This window comes from Neobacillus drentensis, from assembly GCF_036965425.1.
Taxonomy (GTDB): domain Bacteria; phylum Bacillota; class Bacilli; order Bacillales; family Cytobacillaceae; genus Neobacillus; species Neobacillus drentensis_F.
Map to the genome: position 1 here is coordinate 21,680 of NZ_JBALPP010000045.1, position 14,430 is coordinate 36,109.

At 39.3% G+C, this 14,430-nt stretch carries 15 protein-coding genes and 1 pseudogene; 12 read left to right on the plus strand and 4 right to left on the minus strand.

Annotated features, from left to right (window positions below; genetic code table 11):
• Positions 1-27: 27 nt before the first annotated feature.
• Complete coding sequence (gene spoVK / locus V7161_RS12750) at positions 28-975, plus strand: stage V sporulation protein K (RefSeq protein ID WP_335445500.1); 948 nt, start codon at positions 28-30, stop codon at positions 973-975.
• Between the two features lie 31 nt (positions 976-1,006).
• Here the strand turns inward: spoVK and V7161_RS12755 are convergent, their stop codons facing one another.
• Entirely contained in the window at positions 1,007-1,612 is a 606-nt protein-coding gene (locus V7161_RS12755; protein ID WP_335445501.1) for a trimeric intracellular cation channel family protein, read from the minus strand.
• Positions 1,613-1,780: 168 nt separating this feature from the next.
• Here V7161_RS12755 and hflX point away from each other — a divergent pair, with 168 nt between their 5' ends.
• The 4 genes from hflX to glnA all read left to right on the plus strand — a co-directional run bounded on the left by hflX (position 1,781) and on the right by glnA (position 6,446).
• Entirely contained in the window at positions 1,781-3,040 is a 1,260-nt protein-coding gene (gene hflX, locus V7161_RS12760) for a GTPase HflX (protein ID WP_335445502.1), read from the plus strand.
• A gap of 14 nt (positions 3,041-3,054) precedes the next feature.
• On the plus strand, positions 3,055-4,326 hold the full coding sequence (locus V7161_RS12765) for an aminotransferase class I/II-fold pyridoxal phosphate-dependent enzyme (RefSeq protein ID WP_335445503.1): 1,272 nt from the start codon (positions 3,055-3,057) through the stop codon (positions 4,324-4,326).
• Between the two features lie 376 nt (positions 4,327-4,702).
• Complete coding sequence (locus tag V7161_RS12770; protein WP_420491620.1) at positions 4,703-5,077, plus strand: MerR family transcriptional regulator; 375 nt, start codon at positions 4,703-4,705, stop codon at positions 5,075-5,077.
• A 34-nt stretch (positions 5,078-5,111) separates the two neighbouring features.
• Positions 5,112-6,446: a type I glutamate--ammonia ligase gene (gene glnA, locus V7161_RS12775; protein ID WP_223588306.1), complete on the plus strand. Its 1,335-nt coding sequence runs from the start codon at positions 5,112-5,114 to the stop codon at positions 6,444-6,446.
• A gap of 309 nt (positions 6,447-6,755) precedes the next feature.
• Here the strand turns inward: glnA and V7161_RS12780 are convergent, their stop codons facing one another.
• Both V7161_RS12780 and lexA read right to left on the minus strand, forming a co-directional pair.
• A complete protein-coding gene (locus V7161_RS12780; protein WP_223588305.1) occupies positions 6,756-7,043 on the minus strand; it encodes a DUF4257 domain-containing protein in 288 nt (95 codons plus the stop codon).
• A gap of 207 nt (positions 7,044-7,250) precedes the next feature.
• Complete coding sequence (gene lexA, locus V7161_RS12785) at positions 7,251-7,874, minus strand: transcriptional repressor LexA (RefSeq protein WP_289982184.1); 624 nt, start codon at positions 7,872-7,874, stop codon at positions 7,251-7,253.
• A gap of 159 nt (positions 7,875-8,033) precedes the next feature.
• On the opposite strand from lexA, the gene yneA reads away from it, so the two are divergent.
• The 6 genes from yneA to V7161_RS12815 all read left to right on the plus strand — a co-directional run bounded on the left by yneA (position 8,034) and on the right by V7161_RS12815 (position 12,466).
• Positions 8,034-8,357: a cell division suppressor protein YneA gene (yneA, locus tag V7161_RS12790; RefSeq protein WP_335445505.1), complete on the plus strand. Its 324-nt coding sequence runs from the start codon at positions 8,034-8,036 to the stop codon at positions 8,355-8,357.
• Positions 8,358-8,362: 5 nt separating this feature from the next.
• On the plus strand, positions 8,363-9,010 hold the full coding sequence (locus tag V7161_RS12795) for a YneB family resolvase-like protein (RefSeq protein ID WP_289982182.1): 648 nt from the start codon (positions 8,363-8,365) through the stop codon (positions 9,008-9,010).
• Positions 9,011-9,090: 80 nt separating this feature from the next.
• Positions 9,091-9,321, plus strand: a complete 231-nt coding sequence (locus V7161_RS12800) for a DUF896 domain-containing protein (protein ID WP_335445506.1) — start codon at positions 9,091-9,093, stop codon at positions 9,319-9,321.
• A 156-nt stretch (positions 9,322-9,477) separates the two neighbouring features.
• Positions 9,478-11,484, plus strand: a complete 2,007-nt coding sequence (tkt, locus tag V7161_RS12805; protein ID WP_335445507.1) for a transketolase — start codon at positions 9,478-9,480, stop codon at positions 11,482-11,484.
• Positions 11,485-11,736: 252 nt separating this feature from the next.
• Complete coding sequence (gene sirA / locus V7161_RS12810; RefSeq protein ID WP_223588293.1) at positions 11,737-12,177, plus strand: sporulation inhibitor of replication protein SirA; 441 nt, start codon at positions 11,737-11,739, stop codon at positions 12,175-12,177.
• 76 nt (positions 12,178-12,253) lie between these two features.
• Complete coding sequence (locus V7161_RS12815; RefSeq protein ID WP_223588292.1) at positions 12,254-12,466, plus strand: YneF family protein; 213 nt, start codon at positions 12,254-12,256, stop codon at positions 12,464-12,466.
• A 229-nt stretch (positions 12,467-12,695) separates the two neighbouring features.
• Here V7161_RS12815 and V7161_RS12820 read toward each other — a convergent pair.
• Positions 12,696-12,932 (minus strand): annotated as a pseudogene (locus tag V7161_RS12820) (DUF898 family protein); the annotation flags it as partial.
• 115 nt (positions 12,933-13,047) lie between these two features.
• Between V7161_RS12820 and V7161_RS12825 the strand changes: the two are divergent.
• A complete protein-coding gene (locus tag V7161_RS12825) occupies positions 13,048-14,379 on the plus strand; it encodes an Ig-like domain-containing protein (protein ID WP_335445508.1) in 1,332 nt (443 codons plus the stop codon).
• Positions 14,380-14,430 lie beyond the last annotated feature (51 nt).

Genomic DNA, 14,430 nt, shown 5'->3' on the forward strand with positions numbered 1-14,430 from the left:
CTGTCTGCAGAATGAGAGGTGAAAGCTTTGGACCAACGTATGCGAATGAAAAGCAACGGCCAAATAAAAGTTGTTCTCAATTCTCAAAAAAGAGAAACTGTAACGAAAGAATTACCTGACTTTCAAGTTGTTCCAAAGGTCATTCCCCCAGAGCATACGGCTTTAAAAGAAATTGAAGAAGAGCTGGCAGCTTTGGTTGGTATGGATGAAATGAAACGAATGATAAAGGAAATTTATGCCTGGATTTATGTAAACAAGAAACGCGAGGAAATGGGCTTGAAGGCCAGAAAACAAGCGCTGCACATGATGTTTAAAGGGAATCCCGGAACTGGAAAAACGACCGTTGCCAGGTTAATTGGCAAGCTGTTTCAAAAAATGAGTGTTTTGTCCAAAGGTCATTTAATTGAGGCGGAGCGTGCCGATCTCGTTGGTGAATATATCGGACATACCGCCCAAAAAACTCGGGATTTGATCAAAAAGGCTCAAGGCGGCATTTTATTTATTGACGAGGCTTATTCGTTAGGACGCGGCGGGGAAAAGGATTTTGGCAAGGAGGCAATTGATACACTTGTCAAGCATATGGAGGATAAACAGCATGAATTTATTCTCATCCTTGCGGGATATTCACAAGAAATGGACTATTTTCTAACGCTAAATCCCGGTCTCCATTCACGGTTTCCGTTGGTCATTGATTTTCCTGATTATAATATTGAGCAGCTGATGGAAATTGCGGGCAGGATGATAATAGAACGAGAATACACCTTTAGTCATGAGGCTGAAAAAAAATTAAAAGAGCATTTAATCTGGGTAAAAGCCGTTTTAAGTCCGAACAGTTTTTCAAATGGCCGCTATGTACGCAATATTATTGAAAAATCGATTCGTGCTCAAGCGATGAGGCTTTTAATGCTAAATAGCTATGATAGGCATGATTTGATGACATTACGAAGCAATGATTTGGTGTTTGAAGAAGATTAAAAAAATCGACGGTCAGACACCGTCGATTTTTTTAATGCGCTCCCAGCCTCCGTATCGGCAGTTTCCAATCAAAGGTGTAGGAAAGAACTCGCAATACGGTGATCAGGACAAATAGTGTATATAATTCCCAGGAGCTTGAAGCGATTTTAAGGCCAATGATTACGCCGGCTAGAATTGCCCAAACGGCATAAATCTCCGATCTTAGGACAATTGGTTTTCGACCGGCTAATAAGTCGCGAATGATCCCGCCGCCGATTCCGGTTAGGACAGCAGCAACAATCACTGCGCTAAGTGGATGATTCATATTTGCCGCGTAAATCGCACCTTGAATGGCAAAAGCAGATAACCCAATGGCATCAAACAAATTGCCCCATTTTTGCCAGTGCTTAAGGAGGTTTGATGGAAATAAGAACACCGCTGTAATCGATAGTAAAGCGATTTGAAAAAATAATCCCTGCTCCCATAAAGCAGAAACAGGTACACCGATTAACAGGTTTCGAATAGCCCCGCCGCCAAAGGCAGTAACAATTCCTAGTATATAAACTCCTAAAATATCATATTCCTCTTCCATGGCTACAATCGCGCCGCTGACCGCGAAAGCAATAGTGCCAATCATACTTAAAACTTCCCATGTCATAATAATCATTTTCCCCTTGTTGTCTTTCATGAAATACTAAAATTTTACCACGCATAAAGAAAAATACAACAATTATTTTTAATAAGGTTGTTATAGGGAAAAATAGAGATTAAAAAGCTTTTTTGTTATGATGAGAGGTAGAGCTTTTTGTGAAGGGAAGGATGTTGATTGGAACAAAAAGATACGAAAGAAAAAGCCATTCTGGTCGGCTGTCAAACGATAGCTGATGATGATTTGCGTTTTCAATATTCGATGGAAGAGTTAGCCTCATTAACAGAAACTGCGCAAGGTGAAGTATTAGTGTCTGTAGTGCAAAAAAGAGATCGTCTTCACCCGGCAACCTATATCGGCAAGGGAAAAGTGGAAGAGCTTGTCGCTTTAGTTGAAGAGCTTGAAGCCGATATCGTTATCTTCAATGATGAGCTATCTCCGAGTCAAAAGCGGAATCTTGCCTCTGAAATAGATGCCAGAATTATCGACCGGACACAGCTTATTTTAGACATTTTTGCCCAAAGAGCACGATCCAAAGAAGGAAAACTACAGGTTGAGCTTGCGCAACTTCAATACATACTACCCCGTTTAGCAGGCCAAGGTACCGCGCTTTCAAGGCTGGGGGCAGGTATCGGGACGAGAGGACCAGGGGAAACCAAATTAGAATCCGACCGCCGGCACATCCGCCGCCGAATCGATGATATTAAAACGCAGCTCGCTGTCATCGTCCAGCACCGGGAACGATATCGGGAACGAAGAAAGAAAAATAAAGCTTTTCAAGTAGCGATTGTCGGCTACACCAATGCTGGTAAATCAACGTTGTTTAACCGTCTGTCTGAAGCGGAGTCTTATGAGGAAAATCAACTGTTTGCCACACTTGATCCAATGACCCGAAAATTAATTTTACCAAGCGGGTTTTTAGCCTTAATTACCGATACAGTTGGATTTATACAGGATTTGCCTACAGCTCTAATCGCTGCGTTTCGCTCGACCCTTGAAGAAGTGAGAGAGGCTGATTTGCTTCTCCATGTTGTGGATATGTCGAATCCAGATTATTTTCAACACGAAAAAACGGTTAATAAACTGCTCGAGGATTTAGAGGTAAAAGATATCCCGCAATTAACGGTTTATAATAAAAAAGATATCCAGCATCCAGATTTTGTTCCGACTGCCGACACACCGACGGCTTTTATCAGTGCATTTAATGAAGAAGACCGCCATGCCCTCAAGATGAAAATGGAAAAGACTATTATCGAAATGATGGATGCTTATGAGGTGAAGGTACCTTCAACAGAAGGAAAACTTCTTTCACAATTAAAAAATGAGACAATTTTAAAAGAGTTGTCTTTTGATGAAGAAGACCAGCTGTATCGATGCAAGGGCTATACATTAAAAGACCATCAAATAACAGGTCAGTTACAGAAATATAAAATATAGATAGGAGTTACACCATGTTTCAACAGTTAATAAATGGGGAAAAGCTTCAACCGCTTGTCCAAAAAGTGGAACAGCAAATTGCCGGGGTACACAAAGAAATCGATGAAAAAGCGGAAACCAATCAATTTCGCGTTCTAAAAAGCTTTCAAAAACACAGGGTAAGTGACTCGCATTTTATCCCGTCAACCGGATATGGGTACGATGATATTGGCAGAGATACGTTGGAATCCATTTACGCGGATGTGTTTGGCGGTGAAGCAGGTCTTGTCCGTCCGCAAATCATTTCCGGAACCCATGCGATATCGATTGCGTTATTTGGCGTCCTTCGCCCAGGTGATGAACTTCTCTATATCACGGGTAAACCCTATGATACGCTTGAAGAAATCGTAGGGATTCGCGGGAACGGTGTCGGTTCCTTAAAGGAATTTGGCATTTCCTATGATAGTGTTTCCTTGACCAATGAGGGCGGGATTGATTGGGATGAAGTGGCCAAGAAAATCAAACCGAACACAAAAATGATTGGTATTCAGCGCTCAAAGGGTTATGCTACCCGTCCATCGTTCACAGTTCCTGAGATCGGTGAAATGATCTCGTTTGTAAAGGAAATCAAGCAGGACGTTGTGGTATTTGTAGATAACTGTTACGGAGAATTCGTTGAGGAAATAGAGCCATGTCATGTCGGAGCTGATTTGATGGCAGGTTCTCTTATTAAAAATCCTGGCGGCGGCATTGTGAAAACGGGGGGATACATTGTTGGCAAGAAGAAGTGGGTCGAGGCATGCTCTTACCGGATGACTTCTCCTGGGATTGGAGCCGAAGCAGGGGCTTCTCTTTATAGCCTGCAGGAAATGTATCAAGGGTTCTTTCTAGCTCCGCACGTTGTAGCTCAAGCACTAAAAGGAGCTGTTTTTACAGCTGCCACGCTTGAAAAATTGGGAATGAATTCATCGCCGAAGTGGGATGTGAAGCGGACAGATTTGATTCAATCGATCCAATTTGATGACCGCGATAAAATGGTAGCCTTTTGCCAGGCTATCCAATTTGCCTCCCCAATTAATTCCTACGTTACCGCGCACCCAAGCTACATGCCGGGGTATGAAGACGACGTCATTATGGCGGCGGGAACCTTCATCCAGGGAGCAAGCATTGAACTGACCGCTGACGGCCCAATCAGACCGCCATATGTAGCTTATGTCCAGGGCGGTTTAACCTATGCCCATGTAAAAATGGCTGTTTGTCTGGCGATTGATCAATTGATTGAAAAAGGATTAATTGAAGTGAAGTAGGAAAATATACATGAAGGACCGCAGTTTCATGAGTCAAGCCTAAGAAAGAACCAAACCGGTAAATAGGAGAGGCTCCTAATGCCCTTTTGGACGGAAAAACCATCGAGCTGGTAATTAGGAGAGGCTCCTAATGCCCGTATGCGCGGAAAAACCACCAAAACGGTAATTATGCGAAGGTACTATTAACCGTCAACCTAATAAATCAAAGTATTTGTAATTAAAACGGTTCCGCAGAGGTAACAATAATAATAATTCAAAAATCATGTTAGATTTCCTCACATAAGATTGACATATTATCTAACGTCAAATATAATGACAATATGATAGATTGTAAGGGAGGAGAAATTTGGTGAGTGGAAAGGAAATTCGCCGTTCCATGCCGCTGTTTCCCATCGGAACTGTCATGCAGCTAACTGAGCTGACAGCAAGGCAAATCCGTTATTATGAAGAACACCAATTGATTTCTCCAGCAAGAACTGAGGGAAACAGACGGCTATTTAGCTTGAATGATATTGATAGGCTTTTAGAAGTGAAAGATTTAATTGATCAAGGAGTCAATATGGCAGGAATCAAACAGCTTTTCTTGGTCAAACAAGAACAAGCCAATGTCCTTGAGCAGCATGCCGATAAGGCAAAACGCGAGTTAACAGATGATCAGTTAAGAAAATTGCTGCGAAACGAATTGATTCATTCTAATAGATTAAATCGTTCCTCACTTCGTCAAGGTGATATGTCACGCTTTTTCCATTAAAATTTTTTTATGAAAAAATTAGGGGGATTGAAAAATGCCAAAGTATTCAAGAGAAGATATTCAACGTCTTGCTAAAGAAGAAAATGTTAAATTTATTCGTCTACAATTCACTGACATTCTAGGAACAATTAAAAACGTTGAGATTCCTATTAGCCAATTAGAAAAAGCACTTGATAACAAAATGATGTTCGACGGATCTTCAATCGAAGGATTTGTTCGTATTGAAGAGTCTGACATGTATCTATATCCAGATTTAAGCACTTGGGTGGTATTCCCTTGGACCGCTGAAAAAGGAAAAGTTGCCCGTTTAATCTGTGATATCTATACTCCAGAAGGAAAACCTTTTGAAGGTGACCCGCGTAACAACTTAAGAAGAGTGTTAAAGGAAATGGAAGACCTTGGTTTCACTAATTTTAACCTTGGACCTGAGCCAGAATTCTTCTTATTTAAATTAGACCAAAAAGGTGAGCCAACACTAGAATTGAACGACCAAGGCGGATACTTTGACCTTGCTCCAACAGATTTAGGGGAAAACTGCCGTCGCGATATCGTTCTTGAACTAGAAGAAATGGGCTTCGAAATTGAAGCTTCCCACCACGAAGTGGCACCTGGTCAGCACGAAATCGATTTCAAATATGCAGATGCCTTAACAGCTTGTGACCAAATCCAAACATTCAAGCTTGTTGTTAAAACAATCGCTCGTAAGCATGGCTTACACGCAACATTCATGCCAAAGCCATTATTCGGTGTTAACGGATCTGGTATGCACTGCAACCTTTCTTTATTCAAAGATGGCAAAAATGCATTCTATGAGCCAACTGGCGATCTTGAAATGAGCGACACTGCACGTCAATTCATCGCAGGTATCCTAAAGCACGCTCCTAACTTTACAGCGGTTACTAACCCAACTGTAAACTCTTATAAGCGTCTAGTTCCTGGTTATGAAGCACCTTGTTATGTTGCATGGTCTGCTAGAAACCGTTCACCATTAATCCGTATCCCGGCTTCCCGCGGACTAAGCACTCGTGTTGAAGTACGTAGCGTAGACCCAGCTGCTAACCCATACCTTGCTATGGCTGTTCTATTAAAAGCAGGTCTTGACGGAATTAAGAACAACTTAACTCCTCCAGCACCAGTAGACCGCAACATCTATGTAATGAGCAGGGAAGAAAGATTAGAGGAAGGCATCATTGATCTGCCTGCAACTCTAGCTCAAGCTTTAGACCAATTAAAATCAGACGAAGTAATCGTAGCTGGTCTTGGAGAGCACATCTTAGAACACTTTGTAGAAGCAAAAGAGATCGAATGGGATATGTTCCGCACCGTCGTTCACCAATGGGAACGCGATCAGTATATGTCAATGTATTAAGATTGAAAAGTCTTGTCGCTTTTTTAGCGTCAAGACTTTTTTATTTGTTAAAAAAAAATCCTTCGTACGGAAACCGACTTCATTTGCCTTGGAAGCACAGATTATTGGATTTTAGTCAATGAACTGACATTTCATTTATCCTGGAAGCCGTTTTTCATGTACATTGGGCAATGAAATACTCTTTCATTTACCGAAGCGATACATTTTCATGCAAGTCGGTCGATGAACCGTCCAAACTGAAAATAAACAAGACCTTCTCTAAACAAAAAACCAGCATCTTATCATTCAGATGCTGGTTTAAACCAAATTTTATTTCTCTTCACTATTCTGTTTAATCAATTTAAAACCCGAAAGTGCAGCATCACCTGCAATCCCGGCAACGAGTGAAAAAATAATATTCTCAACATAAGAATTTGGAGCTGTATACAAAACGAGGAGAAGGGCTGCAACTGCACCTAGAAGCATTTCTTCTAGAAAACCGAGATAAAGGAACTTTTTTGTTTTCCGAGGCATAATAATTTTACCATGCTTACGAACATGTCCAATAATCCCAACCGTCCCACCAATCACTAAAGAGAAAATAATGTCAATGAACACTTCTTTCTCACTCTCCTTAAGCCTGGATTTTTTTGACCTAAGGTAAATCTTGGTGTATTACCATTATACTAAACTTGGAAACTCTTGAGCATGGGAAAAAATACTGAATTTTCCAAATTTACGCAACGTGTAAATTATTTATCGAAAATTTTCCCAACAATTACTACAGTGAAAAAAAGGGCCGGCAAGTGAAATGCCGACTCTTTTTTAATGAATATGTCTATATACTCCGATAACTTTTCCAAGAATAGAAACATTTCGTAAAATGATAGGATCCATAGTTGAATTTTCGGGCTGCAGACGGATGAAATCTTTTTCTTTAAAAAATCTCTTACACGTAGCTTCGTCATCTTCTGTCATCGCTACAACAATATCCCCATTATTCGCTGTTTGCTGCTGTTTAACGATGACATAGTCTCCATCAAGAATTCCAGCCTCTATCATACTTTCACCCATGATTTCTAGCATAAATACGTGTTCATCAGCAGGTGCAAGTCTTTCTGGAAGTGGAAAATATTCTTCCACGTTTTCAATGGCTGTAATAGGTAATCCCGCTGTTACCTTACCAACCACTGGAACATTGACAACATTGTTTCTTGGGATATGAGCAAGCTCATCTACTTCCAAAATTTCGATTGCTCTAGGTTTTGTTGGATCCCGTCTAATAAGACCTTTACTTTCTAATCTAGCTAAATGGCCATGTACAGTGGAACTGGATGCAAGTCCAACCGCTTCGCCAATTTCGCGTACGGATGGAGGATAGCCCTTGCTCTTAACCTCACCTTTTATGAAATCCAGGATATCCTGCTGCCGCTTTGATATTTTTACCATGATAAAATGCACCTCGCCTGGTTAATGTTGTCTTAATTATATCATGTTCGCTCTTTTTATACAAACATAAGTTCGAATTTGTGGTTGACAACAAACAAATGTTCGAATTATAATGAATCTATCAAAAGCGAACGTATATTCTAATTAGAGGTGTTAATCATGAAAAAGATTTGGAACCAATACTCATTTGCTATTATTCTAATGTTTATAAGCTGTTCATTTGCCTTAATCCTATCTATTCAGTCAAATGCCAATGAAAAGGATAACTTTATAAAAGTAACTGTCTCTGAAGGTGATTCACTTTGGGAGCTATCCGACCAATATGCCGGCCAGCACTCACTATCCAATAAAGAGTTTGTCAGCTGGGTGAAAAAGCACAATAAAAATGTGGGAGATCAAATTTTCCCTGGTGATAAAATTATGATTCCAATTAGCAACGAAGCTCCAGATTCAACACAATTTGCAAGTGCAATTGAGGAATAAATGGTATGAATGCAATCATCTACTGCCGGGTTAGTACAAATAAAGAAACGCAGGAAACCTCATTACAGCGTCAGGAAGAAGAACTAATACAACTTGCAAAACAGCATCATTTTGAAATTGATTCAATAATTAAAGAACAGGCAAGCGGCTATGACTTTGAAAGAGACGGTATCCTTCATGTTTTGGAACGGATAAAGGATAAAAAAGTACAAGCCCTACTAATTCAAGACGAAACACGTCTTGGAAGGGGAAACGCCAAAATTGCACTCTTGCACTGCATTTTAAAAGAGGGAATTAAACTTTATAGTATTTCCCACAATGGCGAATTACAGCTATCAGAGTCGGATTCCATGGTATTGAAAATTGTTAGTATGGTGGAAGAATATCAAAGAAAGCTTCATAATGTAAAAATTAAGCGTGGAATGAGAAGGGCTGTTGAACAGGGCTATAACCCCCAAAAAAATTTAAAAAACCTTGGAGAAGCTTCAGGACGAGAAAAAATCGAAGTTCCTGTTGAGGAAATTGTAAGATTAAGAAAGAACAATTTAACCTTCCATGAAATAGCCGCTGTTTTAAGAGGATTTGGTTATAATATTTCCAAGGCGACCGTTCATCGAAGATACCAGGAATATATGGAATCCCAAGATGAGTAGACCTTTTGCCTTGTCAGAAGGTCTTTTTTTTAGTAAAATCAGTTGCTATGTACACAGTTTTTATGAAAGTTGGTGTTTAAATGCTGTCCAAAGAGAAAATGGCAAGAATTAATGAGCTTGCGAGGAAAGCGAAAGCAACCGGATTAACGGAATTAGAAGCAAAAGAGCAATCCAAACTAAGAAGTGAGTATCTAGCAACTTTTCGTTCCAATATGCTTGATACGTTAACCAATACAAAGTTCGTTGATCCATTAGGAAACGATGTCACACCAGAAAAACTTAAAGAAAGAAAGAAAAATAATCTTCATTAATTCAAGGAATACTATTTTTTGTATTCCTTTTTTATATGGATCAAAATAAGAAACAAAACGAAAATTAATTTCATTTATTAAGTTTATTGGTTGAATTAATTTCGGTAGCAATATAATATTAAGATGTATTCAAGTGATGCAGAAAGGATGTAATTCATGTTTAATACTATTGATGATTTATCCGTTACTTCCATTCGTACTCTTTCCATAGATGCGATTGAGAAAGCAAACTCAGGTCATCCGGGAATGCCGATGGGTGCTGCGCCTATGACCTATACATTGTGGACTCGCTTCATGAACCATAATCCGAAGAATCCACATTGGTTTAACCGCGATCGATTTGTATTATCTGCAGGCCACGGTTCTGCGTTGTTATACAGCATGCTTCATTTATCCGGTTACAACTTATCTATGGAAGATTTAAAGCAATTCCGTCAATGGGGAAGTAAAACTCCTGGACACCCAGAATATGGCCACACTGAAGGTGTTGAAGCAACAACTGGTCCGCTTGGTCAAGGTATCGCAATGGCAGTCGGTATGGCAATGGCAGAACGTCACGTAGCAAGTGTTTATAATAAAGACAATTTTGAACTTGTGAATCATTATACATACAGCATCTGTGGTGACGGAGATCTAATGGAAGGTGTTTCTGCCGAGGCTGCTTCTCTTGCAGGTCACTTGAAATTAGGACGTTTAGTTGTACTTTATGATTCAAATGATATTTCACTTGATGGTGACTTAGATAAATCATTCTCTGAAAGTGTAAAAGATCGCTTCTTATCTTACGGCTGGCAGTATGTTCGTGTAGAAGACGGCAACAATTTAGAAGAAATCGCAAAAGCGCTAGAAGAAGCAAGAAGCGACCTTGACCGCCCTACTATGATTGAAGTTCGAACTGTAATCGGTTATGGATCACCAAACCGTGCCGGTACTTCTGGCGTTCATGGATCACCACTAGGTGCTGATGAGTTAAAATTGACTAAAGAAGCATACAAGTGGACATTCGAAGAAGATTTCCATGTGCCGCAGGAAGTATATGATAACTTCCAAAAGCTAATTGTGGAAACAGGTGAGAAAAAGGAAAAAGAATGGAATGACCTTTTCGCACAATATAAGAATGAATTTCCAGAATTGGCTAATCAACTTGAGCAGGCATTAAATCAAGAACTTCCTGAAGGCTGGGATAAGGACATTCCGGTTTATAGTGAAGGAAAAGCACTTGCAAGCCGCGCTTCTTCAGGTGAAGTTTTAAATGCAATTGCCAAAAACCTGCCTACTTTTATTGGTGGTTCAGCTGACCTTGCCGGTTCCAATAAAACGATGATCAAGGGAACAAAAGATTATATGCCAGGTTCTTACGATGGCCGTAATTTCTGGTTTGGCGTTCGTGAATTCGCAATGGGTGCTGCTTTGAATGGTATCGCTCTTCATGGCGGTGTACAAGTATTTGGAGGTACTTTCTTCGTATTCTCTGATTACCTTCGTCCAGCGATTCGTCTTGCTGCATTAATGGGCTTGCCTGTCACATATGTATTTACTCATGACAGTATCGCGGTTGGGGAAGATGGTCCAACACACGAGCCAATCGAACAGCTTGCTGCACTACGTGCAATGCCAGGCTTGTCAATCATTCGTCCTGCAGATGGAAATGAAACTGCTGCAGCATGGAAGCTAGCTGTTGAATCTAAAGACACTCCAACAGCACTTGTTTTAACACGTCAAGATCTACCGACATTAAAGGATACTGACACTAACGCATACGAGGGCGTTTCAAAAGGTGCTTATGTTGTTTCTCCATCAGATAGAGAAACTCCAGATGCATTATTACTTGCAACTGGTTCTGAAGTAAGCCTTGCAGTTGAAGCTCAAAAAGCTTTAGCAGGTGAAGGTGTTCATGTTTCTGTTGTAAGCATGCCATCATGGGATCGTTTTGAAAAGCAATCCCAAGAATATAAGGACTCCGTACTTCCTAAGAATGTGAAGAAACGTCTTGGAATTGAAGTAGGCGCATCCTTCGGCTGGCACAAATACACTGGTGATGAAGGCGATGTTTTAGCAATCGACAAATTCGGAGCATCCGCACCAGGTGAAAAGATTATGGAAGAATACGGCTTCACAGTAAGCAACGTAGTTGCCCGCGTGAAAGCACTTTTGCATAAATAAAATATTTTTTTAGAAGAGGACGGATTATTCCGTTCTCTTTTTTTGTTTCAGAATTCACAATATAATTTTTTACAAAAATTTGAACTTTTTAAAATAAAAAAGGAAAGTTCAGAAATATCACCGAATTCATAAATTTATTAAGGAAACTCCCAATCGACAAAAATAGTGAAAGTTTTTGCCGCCGTAAGACAAATGTTTTATTTCTGATTTTTTATAATAGATAAAAGGGTTGACAGCGAAGGAGAGGTTTGTGTGAGAAAATATCAACTATATTTAATAGAAGATGAATTTGCCGCCCATTACTTCGGAAGAGAGAGGCTGTTTTATCAGCTTTTTCAGGAACATCAACATGCTAAAGGTGAGCTTCAATTTATAACGAAAAAACAAATTGACTATATAACCAAAAAAGTGGAGGTATTGAAAATCCACAATTTGATTCAAAAGCAGCTGGGGAGAATTAAAGGATTTAGAGCCGATCATGGTGCATACTATATTGAATTAAGTGGAAAACTAAGTACGGCAAAATTAGAAGTTTTTCAAGATTTAATAACAGTCGAGGCGCAAGGAAGCTATGAGGCAGAGACAGCTTATTTCGAAGTGCTTCGAAAATGTGAATCTTCCTTTTTGGCGATTGATCTTGAACATCAACGCTTTGGCTGGTTAAAGCCGATTAAGGAAAGAAAATTAATCTAATTGCAAGAGGATATTGTTTTATGCCGTTTTATTTAGTACACTGTAGTATGGTAGACAACATGAAGGAGGAAGTTTTATGATGTACGTTCTAGTTGGTATACTAGCATTAGTTGCTGGTGTAGCACTAGGATTTTTCATTGCTCGCCGATATATGATGAGCTATTTAAAGAAAAATCCGCCAATCAATGAGCAAATGCTTAAAATGATGATGATGCAAATGGGTATGAAGCCTTCTCAGAAGAAGATCAACCAAATGATGGCTGCAATGAACAAGCAGCAATCTAAATAAAACCCAGTCGTATCAACGGTTTGAACATAATTTATAAGCAAATATAGGACAAGTTTTCGTACAACATTTTGTTGTTGAGTGAATCTTTCATTATAAATTTGTATTATTTTGCTTTATCTTCATCAAACTAATCCGAAACCACTTTTTTATTGGAAACTTAACCAATGGAGGGTGGTTTTTTGTGTTATTGAATGATAATAATAGCCCTCCATTACTGAAGGGCTATTAATTAATTAGCAAAAGAAGTGTGTTTTGTTTTCCATTTCTCCATTGCAATAAATAACCAGAAACTATAAATCCCCAAAGTAATTACACACAAAAGCCGCCATTTAATCCAATTTCCGAATAACCCTATTGCTGATCCAGTAAATTGTAATCTTCTCCCATTAATCACAGTATGCCTTGTTTTCCATCCTAAAATCATTGTAATTGCCCAAGGATAGCAGATTCCTAGAGTAAAGACAGTTTCGATAAACAGATAAAATGTCATTTTTTAGGATAAAGTGTCTAACGAAACCACCTATAATACCTAGTAAAAGATGCTAAAATTAGTTGTATTTTACTAATTGAGGGGGTTTACCATGAAGTTTAGAAAGATTAGTAGTTTAGTAGCTTTATCAGCGGGAATAATGTTGCTAGGTGGTGTTAATGCAAAAGCTGAATCACCTTTTGATTCTTTTAAGGGGCAACTTGATAAAGAAAAAGCCCAAAGTCATGTTGTACAAGGCTTTAATAATTCTAAGCTCGATAGAATGTTAGATTCACAACGGACTAAGGGATTATTTAAATCTCAAAAATCAGATGTTTCAAAAGCGCAAAAATTTTCTGAAGGGTATTCAACTCAAGAACTGACTGGAAATTATCTTAGCGAAGTTGAGCCAAATGATTTCGTTGATGAAGCTGACTATCTACCAAGAGGAGATATAATGTTAGGTACGTTTTACCATGATATGGACCTTGACTCCTTTGCAATAGAAATTCCACAAAATAGTACAATTGGGATCATTGGAGCAATGCCCACGGATTCACTCTCTGATATTGGATTTGTTCTAACAGATGAATACGACAATATTATTGATCCTGGAGCAGCACAATTTGATGATCACCTTATGACAGCAGGGTATAATCTGCCAGCAGGAGTGTATTTTATTCGTGCCCTAAATATCGGTGAATTTGTAACAAATGATGAATATGCTATAGCTTGGGATTACATAGATCAACTGCCATCTCAAGATGTCACTCCTCCATCCGCACCGCAAGTGGATCGTATTGACGACAATGATACGATTCTTACAGGAACAGCAGAGTCAAACTCTACAATTGAAGTATCGACTAATGGAGGAGTAATTAGCAGTGCTGTTACTGGTACAGATGGTAAATTTGGTGTTTATCTCCCTAATGTTTATCCAGTTGGAACAGTATTTAATGTTACTGCAACTGACCCAGCAGGAAATACAAGTACAGTAACAACTGTTCGTGTTGTTAGTTCTGTCCTTAATGGTTGGTTTGTAGAGGGAGGCAAATCTTATCATTATACAAATGGAGTAAAAGATAAAGGTTGGTATTTGGATAATGGCAGATGGTTCTTCCTTGATAAACAAACTGGTGAGAAGAGAACGGGATGGGTTCTGGATGGTGGTAAATGGTATTTCCTAGATTCCTTCGGAGTTATGAAAACAGGATGGGTCTATACTGGTGGAAGCTGGTACTATTTAAGTGGTAATGGTTCTATGAAAACAGGATGGCTTAAAGATGGTGGAAGTTGGTATTACCTAAAATCATCCGGTGCAATGGCTACTGGATGGGTTCAAGTCGGTACAAAGTGGTACTATTTATATAGCAATGGTAAAATGGCATACAGCACTTGGATTGGAAAATACCGATTAGGTGCAGATGGTGCTTGGATTAAGTAAATTAGTTCAAAACATTTAAAGAGAGTGGCTGAAAATAAACTGGCACCTTTG

Excerpts from the sequence above, each read along its gene's own strand:
- V7161_RS12755 (WP_335445501.1), bottom strand. The coding sequence starts at position 1,612 with ATGACATGGGAAGTTTTAAGTATGATTGGCACTATTGCTTTCGCGGTC.
- V7161_RS12765 (WP_335445503.1), top strand. The coding sequence starts at position 3,055 with ATGTTTCAACAGTTAATAAATGGGGAAAAGCTTCAACCGCTTGTCCAA.
- V7161_RS12770 (WP_420491620.1), top strand. The coding sequence starts at position 4,703 with ATGCCGCTGTTTCCCATCGGAACTGTCATGCAGCTAACTGAGCTGACA.
- glnA (WP_223588306.1), top strand. The coding sequence starts at position 5,112 with ATGCCAAAGTATTCAAGAGAAGATATTCAACGTCTTGCTAAAGAAGAA.
- lexA (WP_289982184.1), bottom strand. The coding sequence starts at position 7,874 with ATGGTAAAAATATCAAAGCGGCAGCAGGATATCCTGGATTTCATAAAA.
- yneA (WP_335445505.1), top strand. The coding sequence starts at position 8,034 with ATGAAAAAGATTTGGAACCAATACTCATTTGCTATTATTCTAATGTTT.
- V7161_RS12795 (WP_289982182.1), top strand. The coding sequence starts at position 8,363 with ATGAATGCAATCATCTACTGCCGGGTTAGTACAAATAAAGAAACGCAG.
- V7161_RS12800 (WP_335445506.1), top strand. The coding sequence starts at position 9,091 with ATGCTGTCCAAAGAGAAAATGGCAAGAATTAATGAGCTTGCGAGGAAA.
- tkt (WP_335445507.1), top strand. The coding sequence starts at position 9,478 with ATGTTTAATACTATTGATGATTTATCCGTTACTTCCATTCGTACTCTT.
- V7161_RS12815 (WP_223588292.1), top strand. The coding sequence starts at position 12,254 with ATGATGTACGTTCTAGTTGGTATACTAGCATTAGTTGCTGGTGTAGCA.
- V7161_RS12825 (WP_335445508.1), top strand. The coding sequence starts at position 13,048 with ATGAAGTTTAGAAAGATTAGTAGTTTAGTAGCTTTATCAGCGGGAATA.